Annotated in this window: 16 protein-coding genes and 1 riboswitch; of the genes, 7 read left to right on the forward strand and 9 right to left on the reverse strand. The window is 41.6% G+C overall.

Annotated elements, in window-relative coordinates:
* Positions 1-181: 181 nt before the first annotated feature.
* The 3 genes from nhaC to NST24_RS18555 all read right to left on the reverse strand — a co-directional run bounded on the left by nhaC (position 182) and on the right by NST24_RS18555 (position 4,171).
* Complete coding sequence (gene nhaC, locus NST24_RS18545; protein WP_342462097.1) at positions 182-1,588, reverse strand: Na+/H+ antiporter NhaC; 1,407 nt, start codon at positions 1,586-1,588, stop codon at positions 182-184.
* A gap of 143 nt (positions 1,589-1,731) precedes the next feature.
* Complete coding sequence (aspA, locus tag NST24_RS18550) at positions 1,732-3,153, reverse strand: aspartate ammonia-lyase (protein ID WP_342462098.1); 1,422 nt, start codon at positions 3,151-3,153, stop codon at positions 1,732-1,734.
* A 28-nt stretch (positions 3,154-3,181) separates the two neighbouring features.
* Complete coding sequence (locus NST24_RS18555; RefSeq protein WP_017358664.1) at positions 3,182-4,171, reverse strand: asparaginase; 990 nt, start codon at positions 4,169-4,171, stop codon at positions 3,182-3,184.
* Positions 4,172-4,377: 206 nt separating this feature from the next.
* Between NST24_RS18555 and NST24_RS18560 the strand changes: the two genes are divergently transcribed.
* On the forward strand, positions 4,378-4,725 hold the full coding sequence (locus tag NST24_RS18560; RefSeq protein WP_017368336.1) for a helix-turn-helix transcriptional regulator: 348 nt from the start codon (positions 4,378-4,380) through the stop codon (positions 4,723-4,725).
* Between the two features lie 51 nt (positions 4,726-4,776).
* On the opposite strand, the gene NST24_RS18565 is transcribed toward NST24_RS18560, so the two are convergent.
* The 5 genes from NST24_RS18565 to NST24_RS18585 all read right to left on the reverse strand — a co-directional run bounded on the left by NST24_RS18565 (position 4,777) and on the right by NST24_RS18585 (position 8,173).
* Positions 4,777-5,232 carry a helix-turn-helix transcriptional regulator gene (locus NST24_RS18565; RefSeq protein WP_008345651.1) on the reverse strand — a complete coding sequence of 152 codons (456 nt, stop codon included), beginning with the start codon at positions 5,230-5,232 and terminating at the stop codon, positions 4,777-4,779.
* 96 nt (positions 5,233-5,328) lie between these two features.
* Positions 5,329-5,856 (reverse strand): YfjD family protein, encoded by a 528-nt coding sequence (locus NST24_RS18570; RefSeq protein ID WP_056704059.1) that lies wholly within the window; start codon positions 5,854-5,856, stop codon positions 5,329-5,331.
* A gap of 21 nt (positions 5,857-5,877) precedes the next feature.
* Positions 5,878-6,636, reverse strand: a complete 759-nt coding sequence (locus tag NST24_RS18575; protein WP_256688837.1) for a hypothetical protein — start codon at positions 6,634-6,636, stop codon at positions 5,878-5,880.
* Between the two features lie 12 nt (positions 6,637-6,648).
* Positions 6,649-7,845, reverse strand: coding sequence for a glycine zipper domain-containing protein (locus NST24_RS18580; RefSeq protein ID WP_058337105.1), 1,197 nt, complete (start codon positions 7,843-7,845; stop codon positions 6,649-6,651).
* Positions 7,846-7,849: 4 nt separating this feature from the next.
* Positions 7,850-8,173, reverse strand: a complete 324-nt coding sequence (locus NST24_RS18585) for a WXG100 family type VII secretion target (protein ID WP_008345659.1) — start codon at positions 8,171-8,173, stop codon at positions 7,850-7,852.
* Positions 8,174-8,399: 226 nt separating this feature from the next.
* Here NST24_RS18585 and pepT point away from each other — a divergent pair, with 226 nt between their 5' ends.
* A complete protein-coding gene (gene pepT, locus NST24_RS18590) occupies positions 8,400-9,632 on the forward strand; it encodes a peptidase T (protein WP_024719540.1) in 1,233 nt (410 codons plus the stop codon).
* A gap of 288 nt (positions 9,633-9,920) precedes the next feature.
* On the forward strand, positions 9,921-10,100 hold the full coding sequence (locus NST24_RS18595) for a hypothetical protein (protein ID WP_008345664.1): 180 nt from the start codon (positions 9,921-9,923) through the stop codon (positions 10,098-10,100).
* Positions 10,101-10,179: 79 nt separating this feature from the next.
* Here NST24_RS18595 and NST24_RS18600 read toward each other — a convergent pair whose 3' ends face one another.
* A complete protein-coding gene (locus NST24_RS18600; protein ID WP_024719231.1) occupies positions 10,180-10,857 on the reverse strand; it encodes a DUF3298 and DUF4163 domain-containing protein in 678 nt (225 codons plus the stop codon).
* 161 nt (positions 10,858-11,018) lie between these two features.
* Between NST24_RS18600 and NST24_RS18605 the strand changes: the two genes are divergently transcribed.
* The 4 genes from NST24_RS18605 (at position 11,019) to NST24_RS18620 (ending at position 15,768) form a co-directional block, all read left to right on the forward strand.
* On the forward strand, positions 11,019-11,876 hold the full coding sequence (locus NST24_RS18605; RefSeq protein WP_024719230.1) for a MurR/RpiR family transcriptional regulator: 858 nt from the start codon (positions 11,019-11,021) through the stop codon (positions 11,874-11,876).
* A gap of 200 nt (positions 11,877-12,076) precedes the next feature.
* A complete protein-coding gene (gene garR, locus NST24_RS18610; RefSeq protein ID WP_039165040.1) occupies positions 12,077-12,970 on the forward strand; it encodes a 2-hydroxy-3-oxopropionate reductase in 894 nt (297 codons plus the stop codon).
* 6 nt (positions 12,971-12,976) lie between these two features.
* Positions 12,977-14,398: a four-carbon acid sugar kinase family protein gene (locus NST24_RS18615; RefSeq protein WP_144679028.1), complete on the forward strand. Its 1,422-nt coding sequence runs from the start codon at positions 12,977-12,979 to the stop codon at positions 14,396-14,398.
* 50 nt (positions 14,399-14,448) lie between these two features.
* A complete protein-coding gene (locus NST24_RS18620) occupies positions 14,449-15,768 on the forward strand; it encodes a gluconate:H+ symporter (RefSeq protein ID WP_008345676.1) in 1,320 nt (439 codons plus the stop codon).
* Between the two features lie 81 nt (positions 15,769-15,849).
* Positions 15,850-15,962: riboswitch (SAM riboswitch) on the forward strand.
* Positions 15,963-15,965 lie beyond the last annotated feature (3 nt).

A 15,965-nucleotide genomic window follows, 5' to 3' on the forward strand; every position in this document is an offset into this window, starting at 1 on the left:
TTGAATAGGGATTTGTGCTCTTTTTATGGTATAAATATGCTTTCAATCTGCTTCATACCACACCTTAAGCCCTCTTTTATAGGGGGTCAAAATACACAACCACCCTTCTGGAAACACACATAGTCTTACGGTCCTAGGACAAACAAAAGCCGCCCGGGGGAGGGGCGGCTTTTGCAGCGGCTTATGATGCCGATTCTTCTGAGTCTTGTTGATTTTTCACGTACCAAATGAATTTCCCTGTATATCCGTAAATGATGGCAAGACCAATCGCAACAAAGCTCAGCCACATAAATGGTAAATAAGAGAATGTCGAGACGCCTAGAATCCCTGCCATGTAAATTCCGTTATCTGACCACGGAACCATACCAGACGTAAGTGTTCCACCAACCTCAGAGTTTCTAGATAACACACGTCTGTCTAATTTTAATTTGTCATAGCTTTTTTCCATGATTTTTGGTGTAAGAATTAATGAGACATACATTGCACAACCAAAGATATTCGCAAAGAATGCTACTACAAGTGTAGATAGGGTTACATTTCCTGCATTATATAATTTCTTCTCGAAAGTAGCGACAATTACTTTTAAGACGCCGAGATATTCAAGTACGCCACCAAAACCAAGTCCGAGAATAATGACCACTAGCGATCCAAGCATATTCACAATACCGCCACGATTTAACAGCGTATTTAAGAAATCTACATCTGAATTAATAGAGAAGCCGTTATAAGCTGTACCAAGCGCATCAGCTGGGTTCATTCCTTGGAATGCCATCGCCCAGACTGCCCCAAGCAGTGCACCAATTGCGATAACAGGCATTGACGGTTTTTTCAATACAAGTAATAGGACAACAATGACTGCCGGAATGATCATCCAAATATTAATCGTGAATGTATCCTGCAATGCTTGTTTTAAAAACTCTACTTTATCTTGATCAATATTTCTTCCACCATACATAAATCCAGTAATTGTAAACATAATAGCCGTAATCACAAAGGCCGGTATGGATAAAACCATCATGGCTCTTACATGCGCCAGCACGTCCACTTTTGAAAGAGAGGAAGCGAGCACAGTACTATCAGATAAAGGAGATAATTTATCACCAAAATAAGCGCCAGATAAAACAGCCCCAGCTACGATCGGTAATGGGATACCCAATCCTTCGCCAATCGCAATCATCGCAATACCTGCTGTTCCAACTGTACCCCAAGACGTGCCAGTAGCAACAGACATAATAGAACAGATAAGCAGTGTAGCTAATAAGAAGATATTAGGATGAATAAATTCCAGTCCGTAATAAATTAACGTGGGTACAACACCGCCGGCAATCCATGTACCAACAAGTGCACCTACTGCAATTAAGATTAAAACAGCCTCTAATCCATTTGATATCCCTTTTGTGATCGCATTTTGAAGGTCTTTGTACGAATGCCCTAAACGAATTCCTAAAGCGATAACCATAAACCATGAGATGAACAATGCTAGCTGAATATCTAGTTTGAAGTAAAGAGTGAATGATAAAACAATTGCTAAAAATAAGCCAAGTACAGACACGACTTCTAAAATAGACGGTAGACGTGGTGTTTTCATTTTGTTTCCTCCCTTTGTGCGTGCGTTAAGCGTTTTCAAAATATTGTGAAAAAAGTGTGTCAATTCGAAAGAAAGTGAATTGCCTGTTTTTCTCTATTTCACAGGCAATTCCACATATTAATAAAATAAAATTTTTGATATTATTATCGCTCTAGGAGCTCTGCACCCGCAATGCCAGGCTTTGTCATCTCGTAAGGATTCAAAATAATATCAAGTTCTTCTTCTGTTAACACATCATTTTGCAGGCAAAGATCTCTGATCGATTGTCCTGTTAAAATGGCTTCTCTTGCGATTCTAGCCGCGGCTTCATAGCCTAAGTGAGGGTTTACCGCAGTAATGACACCTGCACTTTTTTCGACATATTCTTTCAAACGTTTTTCATTTGCTTCGATGTCCGATAAGCAGTGATCTGTGAATGAGCGGAATCCGTTATTCATTATACTAATAGATTGAAGCAAGTTAAAGACCAGAACAGGCTCCATCACATTTAACTCAAGCTGGCCTGCTTCAGAAGCAAGACAGATGGTGTGGTCGTTCCCAATGACCTGGAATGCGATTTGGTTAATGAGCTCTGCCATGACTGGATTGACTTTTCCAGGCATAATGGATGATCCTGGCTGACGGGCTGGCAATGCAATCTCAGCAAGACCTGCACGTGGGCCAGATGCCATTAAGCGAAGGTCATTCGCAATTTTAGACATGTTCATCATGCATACTTTTAAGGCAGCAGATACTTCTGTGTATGCATCTGTATTTTGCGTCGCATCTACGAGGTGCTCTGCTCCTACTAATGGCAGTCCAGAAATATCAGCAAGCTTCTTCACGACGATTTCGATGTAGCGAGGATCTGCATTGAGGCCTGTCCCAACAGCTGTCGCACCCATATTTACTTCATATAAATGCTGTTTTGATTGGTTGATTCGTTTAATATCTCGGCTCAGCACACGGCTGTATGCTTCAAACTCTTGTCCTAAACGGATCGGAACAGCGTCTTGTAAATGAGTACGCCCCATTTTGATGACATGATCGAATTCTTTTGCTTTCTTTTGAAATACGTCCTGCATGGCCTGCATCGTCTCAAGTAAAATGTCTAACTGCTTGAGTACTGCAATATGGATCGCCGTTGGGAACGAATCATTTGTCGATTGTGACATGTTCACATGTGTGTTTGGACTTAAATGAATGTATTCGCCCTTTTGATGTCCCATGATCTCGAGGGCTCTGTTTCCAATGACCTCATTGGCATTCATATTCATAGACGTTCCTGCGCCGCCTTGAATCGGGTCTACGATGAAATATTCATGGAATTTGCCTTCAATGACTTCATCTGAAGCTTGAACGATCGCATTTCCAATTCCTTCATATAAACGTCCGACTTCCATGTTGGCTTGAGCTGCTGCTTTTTTGACAATGGCAAATGCTCGAATGAGTTCTTCATGCATGCGATATCCTGTAATCGGGAAATTCTCTTTTGCACGAAGCGTTTGAACACCATAATACACGTCTGCGGGAATTTCTTTTTCACCTAGAAAATCCTTCTCGTAACGATAAGTTGCTTGAACCATCTCGTATGACCTGCTTTCTATAGAATAGTTAAATCACTAAATCTTCTGCGATTGGCGTTTCCATAATCTTTTTCACTTCTCGTGGATCTGTTGTTTTACCTAATGCCCACATGAGCTTTGGCACGATAGCTTCTGTGTTCATGTTTCTTGAACGAGCAACCAGTTCTTGATTGATTTTACGTCCTACTTCATACACACTCATGTCTTCTCCTTCTTCGAGACACTGAGTGGTGATCACAACAGAAATGCCTTCTTCCAGCAATTCGTTGATTTTTTCTAAAAGGTTTCTTCCTTCGAAAGGAATTCCGCCGCTGCCGTAGCTTTCAATGACGACTCCTTTGTACAACCCTTTGATTGAATCTAAAAACTCAGGCTTCAGTCCTGGATGCAGTTTTAATAAACAAACGTCTGTGTTCAAGGATGCATCTAATTTAAGCGGTTTCATTGATGATCTTTTTACTTTGCTATTATATTCAATTTGATGATTTTCAATCGATGCAATATATGGGTAGTTAATACTTTCAAATGCATCGTAGCTTTTCGTTCTTAGTTTGATTGCGCGAGTTCCTTGAATGACTCTGCCATCAAACACGACATACACGCCGCCAACACCGTCACATGCAAAACGAATCGCATCTGTAATGTTTTTCTTCGCATCTGTTTTCTTAAACGTAATTGGAATTTGAGACCCTGTAATGACAATTGGCTTATCAGGATTTTGCAGCATATACGATAGTGCTGCTGATGTATAGGCCATTGTGTCCGTACCATGCGTGACGACAAATCCGTCATATTGATCATAATTTTCATAAATGGCTGTTGCGATATCAACCCAGTATTCAGGCTGCATATTGGTACTATCTATACTCATTAGGGACTTTGTGTCCATTGTGTAGTCTGCATTAATTTCGTTTAAATAGCTTAAAAGGTCCTCAGCTTTAACACCTGGAGCTAAACCATTTTCACTTTCTACAGATGCAATCGTCCCACCAGTGGTTAAAAGCAATAATTTCTTCAACAGGTCCACCTCTTTCAGTAAAATTACTTCGTTTGTCACACATATTATAAGCCAGCTTGTGCTATTCTATAATATACGCTTTACGCGTACCTTCATTGCCATTATAGTCACATAACGCGAATTAATCAAGAAATTATTACGCATAACGCGTACACTCTTTGTCAAAATATGATATACTGTTGTTGTATATAAAGGAGCGTTCATGTATGATACTCGATCGTTTAACCACCCTTAGAAAAAAGAAAAAATGGTCTCTCCAGCATACGGCAGATCGCCTAGGTATCGCCAAAAGCACCTATGCCGGTTACGAATCTGGGTACCGACGACCTTCGCTTGAAGCAGTGAAACTGCTGGCTGATTTGTATGATACGTCCATTGATTTTTTACTTGGTAGAACGGACGAGCCAGAGATACAACGCAAAATCTCTGATATCAAAATTGAGCTGACGGAAGCAAAAGAAGGAACCATCCATGTAGACGGCGTTCCACTAACAGATGAAGAAATTAAACAGCTTGTTGCCTTTATTCGGGCGAAAAACACTCTGAAAGTATAAACAACACAAAAAAGAGAGGTCCCTGTCATAGAGGGACCTCTCTTTTTCTGCTTACGACAGCTCACTTAATTCCTCTAACCGCCGCTTCGCTTCTTCTTTATTAAAGGAACTATAATAGCGATAATTCTCATCATCTAAGATGCGGTAATGCTGACTTAGCACATTCTGCTGAAGACGAAACGTACCTTTTCTCACAGACGTCCGCCACCAAACCTTTCCGCCAATCGTACGTTCAACAGATAAATGCAATTCATCGTGGGCGACGACTTCCAAAATCTCAAGCGGATCATCCCCAAGTGTCCCTTTTAAAATGTCACTATCCCTGAATAATGCACATACGGCCGCAGATTGCGTCCAGTTGAGGCGAAGACGATTCTTTTCTACCTGCTGCAAATGCCGTTTGGATAGCCCAAGCACCTCAGCCATACGGTCCTGTGTATAGTCTTTTTCTTTTCGAATTCGTGCCATTTGTTCTGTGACGAGGTCAATTACCATTTCTTTGTCCATCTCTCATCACCTCTTGATTGTTCAGTCTTTACTGACATCTTACACGATTTCTTAAAAAAAGTGGCGTCTCACCTCATGGAATGATGGCGAAAACATCTATTGATTCTGCTTTTCACCATGACCATGCTGCTGTTTCCAATTCTCTTGGGCGGTCTCATGTAAATATGGATAAATGTCTTGTTTCACCGTTTGCTCAAATACTTCTTCATCTAAAATACTGTACGCCGGAATCTTGATCAATTTCCCATCAATTTTCCGAATGAGCACATCCATGAACAGAAATCCCCTGATACTGTAACGATGCCTGCGCATATCAATAGATTGTATGTCTTGAAAAGGGATTGTTTGTTGCCGGTATAAAACAGCGCCATTCTCTCCTCGCTGAATGCGAAAAATCACATTTCCCCTCTTCGTAAAAGCCGGAAGAATCATCAAAAAAGAGATCCACCCATAGACAATGCCTAATAATCCGCCTAAAAATAAAAACAACGTATAATTCGATTCAAATGTAAGAGCTTCTGAAAATAACCAAATACCAATGATGCCAAATCCGCCCGTTGCTAAGAATGCCCATACTCTTAGAAAGGGTCTGCTCCTCACTTCTATTACTTCACTTGGATTCAAGCGCCATTCTCCTTTTCTCCATTAGAATATAGAACGTAATCCGTCCCTATGAGCCGTCTCTATCCGAAATTCATTTTCCTTCATGCCCGACACTAGCCAAGAATGCTTCTGCCCCGGAATAACAAATATCATAGACTCTACATCCGGCGTATTATTTTTATCATAAGTGACCTTCATCAAAGAATCCATTTTTCCTTTTCTGACCCTTACATCAGAAACAAATGCCCGCACAAGCTCTTGGTTCTCTGCTTTATTTAGAAAAGAAGGCCAATCATCATTCCCTTGACTGGCTTGTTCTAACAGCAGTTCAAATTCTTCCCCCTGCAAATTGATGACTGGTGTGAGGTGTTCACTCATGTGTATGTTCAAAAAGGTTGTCACTTGCTCCACAGTCTGCTGATCGTCTTTTAGTTTGTGAATCTGATGCACTTGTTGATCATAAAGCGTATGGTGTGAATACACACCTGCCTGAGTCGTATGAAAGGACGTACTGACCTCTTCATCTAATGCACCAAACCTTGAAGCTTTCACTGTATGTGATGCATCGTTCATGGCTTGAATGAAATGCCGGTATTTTTCTTTATAACGGTATTGTCTATTTCGAAATTCCAGCACGTCTTTTGCCAGCAAAGAGCGACATGCAATTTCAAATAAAAATCCAAGACGTTCATCCTCTACATCTGGATAATAGGCTTCCTTTAAAGACATCCCTTGCTCAAAATAGCCTTCACTGTAAAAACTAAAGATGAGTTCCTCGATACTTAGACTTAGCTGATCCAACTTGATCTCTCCTTATCCAAAAGAAAATGCGCCCTTCAAGAAATCACCTGCACCTTTCAACAGCGAATCTGCGGTTTCTTTTGTTTTTTCTATTCCTTTATGTATCACCTGATTTGCTTGATCAATGGTGTCATTGACTGCTTTAACACCTTGACCTGCCAGTTCAAATGCTTTTTTGCCCTGATCGACGACCGCATGAATTGGGTCTTTTAATTTCACTGCGACCTGTTCTGCAAAACCAGAAGTAAGCTTGGCGACTTTTTCACCAATAAAGCCACCTACTGCTGATCCTATCGCACCGCCAACGACTGTTCCAATCGGTCCTGCAAAACTTCCAAGAGCGCCGCCCACAACGGCACCTGCAACAGATCCGCCTGCAATAAAGACCGTATTATTCACTGCATTTCCAACAGCCTTTGCATTTTCACGCTTGAGAACTTCTGGCTGATCCCCAAATTCTGCATAGTTCTCCGCAATTTTCAGACCGCAGCCAACCGTTTCTGTTGCACCCGTGACGACCGTTGCAATGATGGCATTTCCTTTCGCAAACCTTGCACCATTTTTCAGAACAGACTTGATGCCAGCTGTGTCCTTCCAATTGATACTTCCTTTTGTGAAATCACGTACACTGTTCGTGAACGCAACTGTATCGCTAGGATAAAATTTCGTAAATTTCTTATGGACCAGGTCAGCCATCGACCAATTGGATCGTTTTAATAATTCTTTTTTACTCAGCCAAATCCTTGCCAACCGGTCAAATCTCGTTCCTTCTACCCGTCCGGTCACATCAAGAAGGAGCTTTGAATGCTGCGCAGCATAGCGGCCATTTTCTTTAATAAAGGTCGTCATGCCAAGCCCATAGTATTTTGCCTGCATCATCACAATACCAGCTAGGCTCGTGAGTGTACCATATTGATCATAAAGACTGTACATTTTCCTTAAAATATCATCAGCTTCGACCATTTTATCCGTTGCATGACGAATGGCAATGTCGTCACTGCTCAATTTGCTCATTAAGGCTTGTCCAGAACCCCATGCATCTCCTACTCCAGAAAAACAGCTTCGATAACGGGGATCACAGCCTAGGATGAGGCCATCCAGTTCACTATGTAAATCGTGGTGCTTTGTTTCGATGGCCGAAAGCTCTCCTACAAAATCATTCGCCAGCCCTGTCAGCTGATCTGGATCTACTACAATGTCACGCGCCATCACATCATCTCCCTTCTCGGTTTCTTTCTCTCCGTTCTTCTCGCCTTTTTCGCTCAAGCTCTTCCATTCTGGCGATTTCAGCTTTACGTTCCTCGATTTTGACAGCAGCATCCCGCAGTTCCTGACTTGTTTCAAGCAAGTCCTTTTCAAATTGATCATAGCGTGTCACTGTTTCCTCAAAGCTTTGATCAAATTTATCTCTTGCTTCCCCTTGCCAGCCTGATCCAACTGCCTTCAGCCGATTCTCAAGCAGCTGCTTCGACTGCCGAATGCCATCAGCAGCTTCCTGGAACTTTTGAGCGAGTGCAAGTGTTTGACTAGAATCCAACTTTCGCACCCCTTTCTCCCAAATTAACGTACAAATGGATGATTTTATATGTCCTCATTATAAATAAAAAGACACCCAAAAAAATCACCCTAAAGAACCATTCAGCACACCGCAAAATAAAAGTAGGTCTTTTTCCTCTCTAATTGTCAGAGAAAGCCTTTCTTGTTATGAAGCGCATTCAAGACATGATAAAATGAACATATTCTACAAAAGGAGTGACGTATTGATGAAAGAGGAAATGATCCAGCGATTCACAAGTTATGTAAAAGTGGATACACAGTCTGATGCAGACATAGAGAGCTGCCCATCCACTGAAGGACAGCTGAACTTAGCAAGGCAGCTAGTTGAAGAGATGAAATCCATCGGCATTCAAGAAGTGACAATGGATGAAAACGGTTATGTCATGGGCACGATCCCATCTAACACAGACAAAGAAGTGCCAACCATTGGCTTCCTGGCTCATATCGACACAGCCACTGACTTCACTGGCAAGAACGTGAAACCGCAGATTCATGAGAACTATCAAGGCGGGGACATCACGTTAAACGAAGATCTACATATCGTATTATCTCCAGCACAGTTTCCAAATTTACAAAAATACCAAGGACATACGCTCATCACGACTGATGGCACGACCCTGCTTGGTGCAGATAACAAAGCAGGTATCGCAGAAATTATGACCGCCATGCATTACCTGATTGAGCATCCAGAAATCAAGCATGGAAAAATTCGTGTCGCCTTCACACCAGATGAAGAGATCGGCAGAGGACCTCACAAATTCGATGTTGATGCCTTTGGCGCTTCTTATGCTTATACGATTGACGGCGGCCCGCTAGGAGAGCTTCAATATGAAAGCTTCAACGCCGCAGGTGCAAAAGTATCAATTAAAGGAAACAACGTCCATCCAGGGACAGCAAAAGACAAAATGGTCAGTGCTGCAAAGATCGGCATGCTCTTTCACAACAAACTTCCTTCAGATGAATCTCCAGAATACACAGAAGGATACGAAGGCTTTTTCCACCTCACGAGGTTTGTAGGAGAAGTAGAAGAAGCAGAGCTGCAATATATTATTCGTGATTTTGATAAAGAGAAATTCAACAAGCGCAAAGCACTGTTTGAAAAAATCGCACACGACTTAAAAGCAGTCTACGGTGAAAACAGCATCACCCTTAGCATTCAGGATCAATATTACAATATGAGAGAAAAAATTGAGCCAGTCAAACATATCGTAGACATCGCTCATGAAGCCATGGAAAACCGCTCAGTGACACCTGTCATTGAACCAATCCGCGGCGGTACAGATGGCTCACAGCTTTCATATAAAGGACTTCCAACGCCAAACATCTTTACTGGCGGGGAAAACTTCCACGGTAAATATGAATTCATCTCTGTAGAGAACATGCTGAAAGCGTCAGAAGTGATCGTGGAAATTGCACGTTTATTTGAAGAAAAAGCATAAACATGTTTACAACCGTTCCTGTTCGGGAACGGTTTTTTAATAAAAGTTTACAATTTTCTGAAACTTTTATGACACTTAATCGTACTAATAGAGACAACCCCAGAAAAATTCTTCTTGACGAGTGAAATAACTGGAAATATAATAGTTAAAAACAACCAGTATTTTAGACCTAAAAAAACATCCAGAATAAACCTTTAGAACTAAACGCTATTTGCTAACTATTTTCAGTTATAAACATCACTCACCCTGTCTACACTTAAAGAATAGGATGAATTGGAGGAATGTCATATGATGATTTTATTGATTATCGCTTCACTTTGCTGCTACTTACTATTCTCTTTCAAAAAAGATAACCGCACCCAAAAACGAAAAAGCGCAGAGCTTTCGGAGTTTGAAATCTTTCGTATGCGCCGCCACTACAACGGCAAACGCCGTCACCCACTAAACGATGCACCCAAACAAGTATAAATGTAAAAAGAAGAGCCTCGTCACCAGGGGCTCTTTTTAAGTATAAAAAAACGACCAAATTCATGGCCGTTTCTCTTGTTTATTTATACACCTTCGCAGGTACTTGAATCATAGGAATTCCTACATAGTACGGTGAAATTTCATATGGCTGGAAGACAACAGCGATTCCCTTTTTCGTGAAGTAGTACTGCGTGTCGTAGCCGATTTGAATATCGCTTTTTTTCAGATTCGCATAGAATTTACTTTTATGCTTCTTTGTGTAGTTATAGATATAATCTCTTACTTTTGTACGCTTTTTCTTTGTTTTTACCACATCTGTAAAGTACAGTTGCTTTGTTTTTTTCTTTGTTAACACATAGTTCATGCTCGTAACCATCGTATCCCCGTGCATACTACCGTCATTCATGTAATCATAGTTTAGGATACTTAGTTTCTTCCCATTGTTAAATTTCGTTTTAAACGATCTCTCGTATGTGATCTTCCCAATGCCTTCTTTTTTCGCTTCGTCCTTTAAGAACAAGTACGTAGAATAAGAGAATGCAATATCATCTTTTAAATCACGATTGATGGTTTTCATATGCGCTTTACTAAGGTTTTTCACCTGTGCATATTTAAACGTTTTTTTCTTTTTATAATAGTGTGTACTTACTTTTGCTTTTTTCACTTGTTTGGCATCCGCAGATCCAACTGGCGCAAACAATGAAACAATCAGCGAAAAAATGAGCAGGCTGATCGTTAGGCCTTTTTTCATTGTCATAGTAAAAACCCCCATTTTTGTCTATTACCAATTGAGTATACCATGACAAAAGAACCAAAAGAAGTGTTTTCTTCCATATTATTCTTTATTTTTCATGTGAGGTTTGTTTACCGTTTTCATAAGTTCCTGTATGCTTAAGATAGAATGTTAGATGAAGTGTGGTGTTTATCATAGAAGAGAATATTTTTAGTCATATCCGGACAACATTTCATAGTTTGTCCCCTACCCAGAAAAAGATTGCCAATTACATTTTACAAAACCCTCAGAAAGTTGTGCTTCATTCGATTAGTGCACTCGCTGCTGAATGCAACACAAGTGAAACGACGATCTTTCGTTTTCTGCGAAAAATTGGCTATGAGTCCTATCAAGTGTTTCGTGTCCATGTCGCGCAGGATATTGCGACCAATACACCTCAATCCATATACGGTGAGATCGAAGCATCTGATAGTGTCGCAGATATTAAACATAAGGTCATAGAGTTAACCACCAACTCTATTCAGGATATGAAACATATTTTAGAAGACCAAGCTGTGACACAATTTATTGAGCAAATGAAACAGGCTCATAAAACCGTCTTCTTTGGAGCAGGTGCCTCCAGTTTTATTGCCGGAGATGCCTATCATAAGTTTCTCCAGCTTGGCTTTGAAGTGAGTCTATGCAGTGATCCTCATATGATGAATATGATTGCAACACATGCAACGGAACATGATTTTATCGTCGCGATCTCACATTCAGGAGAAAGTAGAGAAATCCTTGATGCCGTGCAATTTGCAAAGGAAAAAGGTGCAACGGTCGCCTCGATTACGAGCTATCCGAAATCAGAGCTCGCCAAGAAATCCGACTTTCATCTGCTCAGTTCATCGAGAGAAACAACCTATCGTTCTGACTCAATGATTTCTCGTATTAATCAGCTTGTGATTATTGATGTTTTGTACGTCACAGCTGTTTTAGAATTAGGATCAAATGCAATCGACAACGTCAAACGATCTCGATTAGCTGTAGCTAAAAATAAAACATAATCGACCATAGACCGGAGCTGTTTCCGGTCTTTTTTTTGTGACTTTTCTCATATTTTCCGTTGACACATTCCTATTTCGTCATGTACATTAAATGAACAATAGTTTATTTCCTACTATTAATTTAAATCGGTAGTATATATACTAACAAAAAGAAAAGAAAGCGCTTTTTGTAAGGGGTTTCTAAATAGGAGGCGGACAAAATGGCAAAGCAAATTGGATTCATTGGATTAGGCATTATGGGGAAACCTATGGCACTCAATCTATTAAAAGCCGGTCATACTGTGACTGTTTTCGATATTCATACAGAAGCTGTTCTAGCATTAAAAGAAGTGGGCGCAAATGCCGCTGCATCAGCTGCTGAGGCAGCATCTGAAAGCGATATCATAATCACGATGCTTCCAAAAGGTGAGCATGTAGAAGCAGTTGTAGCAGGTGAACAAGGCATATTGGCTACAGCAAGACCTGGCACGATTATTATAGATATGAGCTCTATTTCACCTGTTACTTCTAGAGCATTAGCGGCACTGGCAAAACAGCATCAGGTCGAATTTATCGATGCTCCTGTCAGTGGCGGAGAGCCAAAGGCGATAGACGGGACACTTGCGATTATGGCGGGCGGAGAAAAAGAGATTTTTGAACAAGTAAAGGATGTCCTCTATGCCATGGGCAAAGATGTCGTATTAGTTGGTTCAAATGGAAGCGGGACAACCGCAAAGCTTGCGAATCAAATCATCGTCAACTTAAATATCGCTGCCATGTCCGAGGCACTCGTCCTTGCCGCTAAGTCTGGCATTGCGATTGATAAAATGTATGAAGCCATCCGAGGTGGACTGGCAGGAAGTGCTGTACTCGATGCGAAGGTTCCTCTCATTTTAGAACGAAACTTTGAGCCTGGCGGACGTATTGACATCAACTTAAAGGATTTAACCAATGTCATGGAAACTGCCCACGATATCGGCGTTCCTCTCCCGCTTTCTAGTCAGCTGCTGGAAATCTTCCACGCCCTCAAAGCGGACGGAAAGTCTGGACTTGATCACGGTGGGATCGTTCAATATTACGAAAAAATGGCTCATGTTGAAGTGAAGAAAGGATGAGGTTCTATGAAACAAAGCATTGAGTTACTAAATGCCATTCCGAAAGCGGATTCAGACCGCATTCAATCAGCATACGAACAAGCACTAAACCATTTCCACCATAAAGTGATTGTATTAGACGATGACCCAACAGGCATTCAAACCGTACACGGCGTCTCTGTTTTCACCGATTGGTCAGAGAAAAGCATTGAAGCTGGTTTTCTTGAAGACAGCCGTATGTTCTTTATCTTAACCAACTCTCGCAGTATGACAGAGAAAGAAACGGCGGTTCTTCATGAAACGATCGCATCAACGATTGTGAAAACGGCTGAACGGCTTGATCAAGATTTCATCATTGTCAGCCGGGGGGACTCCACCCTGCGTGGACACTTCCCGCTAGAGACTGACATTCTCAGAACGACCATTGAACAGCAAAGCTCCCGCCAATTTGACGGGGAAATCCTTCTTCCCTTTTTTAAAGAAGGCGGCCGCTTTACGATTGGCAATATTCACTACGTACAGGAAGGTCACGAATTAATTCCTGCTGGTGACACAGAATTTGCATTGGATCGTACATTCGGATTTCAATCTTCTCACCTCGGAGAATGGATCGAAGAGAAATCAAACGGATCGTTCACTAAGGAAAACACTACTTATATTTCTTTAGAAGATATCCGGGCTTTACGTATTGAACAAATCAAGGATCAGCTGATGACCGTGAAGGATTTTCAAAAAGTGGTTGTAAATGCAGTAGACTATGACGATGTCAAAGTCTTTGTCATTGCCCTCATAGATGCCATCAAAGCAGGTCAGCACTTTCTATTTAGAAGTGCGGCAGCTCTCACAAAAGTGCTTGGCGGTGTTGAGGATCAAGCACTATTAACTAGACAAGACTTAATACAGGAAGAAAGCACGCACGGTGGCCTCATCATGGTCGGTTCCCATGTCAAAAAAACAACCGAACAATTGCGAGCGCTGCAGCAAAATAAAGACATTGCATTTATTGAATTTGATACACACCTCGTGTTAGAACCTGAAGCATTTCAAGAGGAAATTGACCGCGTGATTCAACAAACTGAACGGCTTTTAACAACCGGGCAATCGGTTGCTGTTTATACAAGGAGAGAACGGCTTGATCTTGGGGATGATCGTCAAGAGGAAGAATTGAAACTGTCTGTTCAGATTAGTGATGCTGTGACAAGCATTGTTCAGCGCCTCTCCATTCGCCCTAAGTACCTCATTGCCAAAGGCGGAATCACCTCAAGCGATATTGGAACAAGAGGACTCAGTGTCAAACGTGCGACCGTCGCAGGTCAAATCAAACCAGGTATTCCCGTTTGGCAAACAGGAGAAGAAAGCAAATTCCCATTTATGTCTTATGTGATTTTCCCGGGAAATGTTGGCTCAAAGGATACGTTAAAAGAAGCAGTAGACATACTTGAAGGATAAAGCAGAGGGAGCGTTCACGCTCCCTTATGCAGCACAAAGGAGGAAAGATCATGTCGTTAGTTTTTATCGGACTTGGCGTTTTGTTATTACTTTTACTCATGGTTGTCTTTAAGTTAAACGCTTTCATTTCGTTGATTATTGTCTCTTTAATCGTTGCCGTTTTAGAAGGCATGTCACCACTTGAAGCGATTGCTTCAGTCGAAAAAGGGCTTGGAAGTACACTCGGCCATCTGGCGTTGGTTCTTGGCTTTGGAGCGATGCTTGGTAAATTGATGGCTGATTCTGGTGGTGCTCAGCGTATTGCCATGACACTCATCGACCGCTTTGGTATCGGGAAAATCCAATGGGCGACGATGCTGACTGGATTTGTTATCGGAATTGCTCTATTTTATGAAACCGGATTCATTATTCTTATTCCATTAGTCTTTACCATTGCTCAAGCCGCAAGACTTCCTGTGTTGTATGTGGGAATGCCGCTCGTCGCTGCACTCATTACAACACATGGCTTCCTCCCTCCTCACCCAGGGCCGACAGCCATTGCCAATGTATTTCAAGCCAACATGGGACAAACCTTATTGGTTGGAATTATTTTAGCCATTCCTGCTGTTTTAGTAGGCGGACTTTTGTTTACGAAACTATTTAAGAAAGATCAACTGCATGCACACATTCCAAAGGACTTGTTTAATCCAAAGGAATTTACAGAAGAGGAAATGCCAAGCTTTGGCATTAGTATTTTCACCGCTATTTTACCTGTATTGCTCATGACATTCAGAGCATGTTTAGAAATTTTCTTCCCGTCCTCCCCGCTGCTACCGGCGGCTGAGTTTTTAGGTGAGCCGGCGATTGCCCTATTAATCTCTGTGCTGCTTGCCATCTACACATTTGGTCTTGGCAGAGGAAAGAGCATGCAGGACGTCATGAAGTCGATTACGGATTCAATTGGTTCCATTGCGATGATTCTATTGATCATTGCAGGCGGCGGCGCCTTTAAACAGGTGCTCATTGACAGCGGTGTTGATCAATACATTGCAGGGATTATGCAAGGAAGCACACTGTCTCCTCTGCTCCTCACTTGGCTGATTGCAGCTGTCCTTCGTGTCTCTTTAGGGTCAGCGACTGTCGCGGGTCTCACAGCAGCTGGCATTTCTGCACCGCTGATTGGCTTGACGGGAGTCAGCCCAGAATTAATGGTGATTGCAACAGGCGCCGGCAGTATTACATTCTCTCACGTGAATGATGCGGGTTTCTGGATTTACAAAGAATACTTTAATCTGTCGATGGCCCAAACTTTTAAAACTTGGACATTAATGGTGACTGTTCTTTCACTTGTTGGATTAGCTGGTGTTCTCGTCGCTGATTTGTTTATGTAGGAAAATAAATAGGAAAAACCATTGACTTTTTCTCAAAAAGATTGAATAATTGTGTTTATTAAGAAAATTAAATCAAAGGTAACCTTATTAAGAGTGGTGGAGGGACTGGCCCTGTGAAACCCGGCAACCGCTGTTCCTAGGAACAGAATGGTGCTAATTCCTTAAGCAAGCTGATGCTTGTTTGAAGATAAGGCAGA

Origin of the sequence: Bacillus sp. FSL R5-0286 (assembly GCF_038593245.1) — a bacterium.
Classification (GTDB): Bacteria; Bacillota; Bacilli; order Bacillales; family Bacillaceae; genus Bacillus; species Bacillus altitudinis.